Source organism: Pricia sp. (assembly GCF_041745955.1).
Taxonomy (GTDB): Bacteria; Bacteroidota; Bacteroidia; order Flavobacteriales; family Flavobacteriaceae; genus Pricia.
The window spans coordinates 1-4,261 of sequence record NZ_JBGTHY010000101.1 but is presented as its reverse complement, the minus strand read 5'-3'; the positions used below and the strand labels follow the sequence as shown (position 1 = coordinate 4,261).

At 47.6% G+C, this 4,261-nt stretch carries 3 protein-coding genes; 1 reads left to right on the top strand and 2 read right to left on the bottom strand.

Annotation, left to right across the window (positions count from 1 at the left end; translation table 11 throughout):
- A partial coding sequence (ruvB, locus tag ACEW8S_RS03460) for a Holliday junction branch migration DNA helicase RuvB (RefSeq protein WP_373516793.1) occupies positions 1–882 on the bottom strand: 882 nt, incomplete at its 3' end.
- 96 nt (positions 883–978) lie between these two features.
- Between ruvB and ACEW8S_RS03455 the strand changes: the two genes are divergently transcribed.
- Entirely contained in the window at positions 979–3,291 is a 2,313-nt protein-coding gene (locus ACEW8S_RS03455; protein ID WP_373516792.1) for an acyl-CoA dehydrogenase, read from the top strand.
- A 60-nt stretch (positions 3,292–3,351) separates the two neighbouring features.
- Here ACEW8S_RS03455 and ACEW8S_RS03450 read toward each other — a convergent pair whose 3' ends face one another.
- Positions 3,352–4,173 carry a GIN domain-containing protein gene (locus ACEW8S_RS03450; RefSeq protein WP_373516791.1) on the bottom strand — a complete coding sequence of 274 codons (822 nt, stop codon included), beginning with the start codon at positions 4,171–4,173 and terminating at the stop codon, positions 3,352–3,354.
- Between the last annotated feature and the right edge of the window lie 88 nt (positions 4,174–4,261).

The window sequence follows — 4,261 nt, the reverse complement described above, 5'->3', positions numbered from 1 at the left end:
TGCACTTTCGGAAACGGCGGTGGCCAATGTCGTGAGTCCTACGGGGCCACCCTTAAATTTATCGATAATGGTGGTCAATATTTTGTTGTCCATTTCATCAAGACCATAGGTATCGACGTTCAAGGCCTTTAGACTAAATTGGGCAATCTCCATATCGATACTGCCATTGCCCTTGATCTGGGCGAAATCGCGTACCCTGCGCAAAAGGGCATTGCAGATTCTGGGCGTGCCCCTACTACGCCCCGCAATCTCGATAGCCGATTCATTGCTGATCGGCACTTTTAAAATTTCGGCACTGCGCTGTACGATGGTCGACAGCAGTTCGGTATCGTAATATTCCAACCGGCTAGTGATTCCGAACCGGGCACGCATCGGGGCAGTTAAAAGTCCCGATCTGGTAGTGGCGCCGATTAGGGTAAAGGGACTTAGATTGATCTGTACCGATCGGGCATTCGGGCCGGTCTCAATCATGATGTCGATGCGGTAATCTTCCATGGCGGAGTACAGATATTCCTCTACAATGGGACTCAGCCGATGGATCTCGTCGATAAAAAGTACGTCGCGTTCACTGAGGTTGGTGAGCAGTCCGGCCAGATCGCCGGGCTTATCTAGAACGGGACCAGAGGTGATTTTAATGCCGACCCCGAGTTCGTTGGCCAAGATGTGTGCCAAGGTGGTCTTTCCCAATCCCGGAGGGCCGTGAAAGAGGGTATGATCCAATGCCTCTCCCCTGCGATTGGCGGCCTCGACAAAGATCTTGAGGTTTTCCAAGACCTGTGCCTGTCCCGTGAAATCGTCAAAGCTGATCGGCCGTAAAGCCCTTTCTATATCAAGGTCGGTGTCGGAGAGATTTTCTCCGGTAGGGTCTAGGTATTCGTTCATATTGTAGCAAAGATAGGGAAAAAGAGACTAGACCGTTGCACTTCTAGAACCTAGGACCAAGACTTTTTATTACCGATAAATTCGTAATTTCATCCTATGAAAAAGAAAATCTATTCCCCGGATATTCTGCAATATATCCCATTTTTTTATGTGATTTGGTCGGATGACCTGATTACCGTATCCGAAATTAACGTGGTCGAGAGTGCCATCGGCAAAGACGAAACCCTCTCCCCGGCAAATCGCAAGCTATTGCTTTCGTGGCTGAACCCTGAACATCCACCTAAAAATGAGACACTTAAAGCATGGAAGCAGACCATTTCGAGTACTAGCGTAAAATTGGTCGAGAGCGACATCTATCCCCTATCCACTTTTAGCCAAAACTTGGTCTGCCATTATCATGAAGCTTGTCCGTTTAACGACCATCTCAAGCATATCGAGGTCAATCTGGGTATACAGCCCAACCATTACAGCCACCTTTTTGATGTGGATATCGAGCATAACAGTACGTCGGGATATTACAACGCCTCGGAAATCGATCAAATTCTAAAGGGAAGACACGCCGACCTTGTCGATGGATTCCGCTCGGCTGTGGATCATCCCATTTTTGAGTGGGATATCCATAGGAACAAGAAAAAATTTCGCGCCCATGTGCTAGACCAGGTTAAATTTTTAGCGGACAAGGGGTATGGTGTCACCGCCTATCCGGAAACTATCGGCGGACAGGATAATATGGAAGGCTATGCACATATCTTCGAAAATATGATGTTTGTGGATGGTAGCCTCACCATAAAATTCGGAGTGCAATTCGGCCTTTTTGGGGGTAGCATCCAAAAACTGGGCACGAAAAAACACCATGACCAATATCTTAGGGATGCTGGCACAGCGTCTTTAATAGGATGTTTTGCGATGACGGAAACCGGACACGGATCGAACGTTCGCGGTATAAGGACCACCGCTACCTATGACGGGCAAACCGACAGCCTCATCATTCATACGCCAGGAAAAAATGACAACAAGGAATACATCGGGAACGCCCTGGACTCGAAAATGGCCTCGGTGTTCGCCCAATTGATAGTTAACGGGAAGAATGAAGGCGTACATGCCATTTTGGTTCCCGTAAGAAATGAAAAACACGATCTGCTGCCCGGTGTTACCATCGAGGACAATGGCTATAAACTGGGACTTAACGGTGTGGACAACGGGAAAATATGGTTTAACCAAGTTTCCGTACCCCGTGAAAATCTGCTCAACAAGTATGGCGATATTACTCCCGACGGCACTTACCGTTCGGATATCAAAAACCCCAACAAACGGTTTTTCACCATGTTGGGTACCTTGGTCGGCGGGCGTATCTGCGTGGCCCGCGCGGGATTGGGCGGGGCGAAATTCGCTTTGGCCGTTGCCGTCAGACATGCCTTGAAACGGCGTCAGTTCAACGACAGCGTCAAGATTCAGGAAGATCTTTTAATGGACTACCCGACCCATCAATTGCGCCTGACCCCGTTAGTAGCCAGTGCCTACGTCTACCATGTGACACTTGACAAACTTATGAAAACCTATTGCGATGAGTCCCAACCGGACAAGCGGGTCATCGAAACACAGGTGGCAGGGTTGAAAGCTATAATCACCTGGTACGCCAACAATGCTATTCAGGAATGTCGGGAGGCCTGTGGCGGCAAAGGCTATCTTTTGGAAAACCGAATAGCGGACCTGAAGGGCGACGTCGATATTTTCACCACTTTCGAAGGCGACAATACCGTACTCTCGTTACTGGCCGCAAAGGGAGTGCTTTCGGATTTTAAATCGGAATTCAATAGTGCCGGGTTTACTACGGTCCTTAAAATCTTGGGGATACAGATCCGTGACAAGCTGACGACCATTGATCCGAGGTACAGCACTAAAGTGGACGCGGAACATCTGTACAACCCGAAATTCCACAAACACGCCTTCGATTATCGTACCCGACGTTTGACCTATACTTTGGCCATGCGTATCCGGGATTATATTAAGCAGGGAATGCCCTCGTACCAAGCATTTTTAAAGGTGCAGACGCACCTGTTGGCCTTGGGAAAAGCATATAGTATCGAGCTGGCCTATACTACATTCGCCAATTTTACGGAACAGTTGCCCGAAGGCAAAAATAAAGGGGTGTTCGAAAAATTGGGAGCGCTGTACGCCCTTCAAGAAATCCGAAAGGATGCCGAGTGGTATCTGGAACAAGGCTATCTTGGCAGTACGAAATCAAAGGCCATCCGACAGCGGGTGGAACGTCTGTGCACAGAACTGCGGCCGCATATCGGGGTTTTGGTCGATGGGTTCGGGATACCGGAACATTTGATGACAGCACCAATTGCGGGAGGAGGTTCAAGCCGGCCTGCCGGCAGGCAGGTTCAAAAAAGTAAGCCATAGCACTTGGCGGCGGCAATCAAAAGTTATGGGTTTGGTTCTGGTATCGGGCATCTAACACTATCACTTTTCCCTATGCAATTCCGAGGTATCCAAAAACTCGATAATCTCGATTTTGCCATCACCGTATACGTAGGTTTTAGACGAGCCGCTCGATGTGAGTTCTATAGTCATTTTCACATGGACTTCAGCGGAAGAGGAACCCTGTAAATTCGCGAGTACCTTTTCAGATTCCATACCTTCACCCTTTAAACTGGAATTTTCAAAAAGATTGATGGTAAAGTCCCCTACGGTTCCTTCCATCTTTGCCGAGGCGTTTCCGTTCATTTTAAGGTCGTTCGTTTCGCTCACCGCGTAAATACGGGCATCGGCACGATCTTTTAAAACGAAATTGATTTCGTCGCCCTTTAACGTAAAGTCGCCGGAACTAGTGCCTTCCATATATATGGCCATGCGGGGGGCTTCCGCATTCAGTTGCAGTTTGGCGGATTCACTCAAGTTTACGTCAAGTCCATTGGTAATGATTGCCCCATCCATACGTATGTCGCCATTCCGGAGGGTAAGAACATCGATATCGCTATAGTTTACCGTAATATCCAATTTCTTTTTAGCGGTGATATCGTAGAACGAACTTATAATTAAAACACTATCCTCAACTTTAAATTTGAGCACATCGATAAGATTGTCATCCGCGGTGATGGCATAGCCCTCTTGGGGTGCCTTTCGGAGCCTTACCTCTAGGTCATCGTTCAATTCGATGGTGTTGAAAGGCGGTAGGTTTTCCTGTACATCGGTGACGATCCTGCTCCCTTTAATCTTGGGTTTTCGCTGTGCCGACACCTGAAAACAAAATAGCAATGCCGCAAAAAGAAGTATGTTTTTCATTTATAAATTTGTGTTGATGGTACTAAAGTAAAACAAAAAAACCACCTTGCTTCTCGGCAAGATGGTTTTCACGTAAATACTTTAAAGG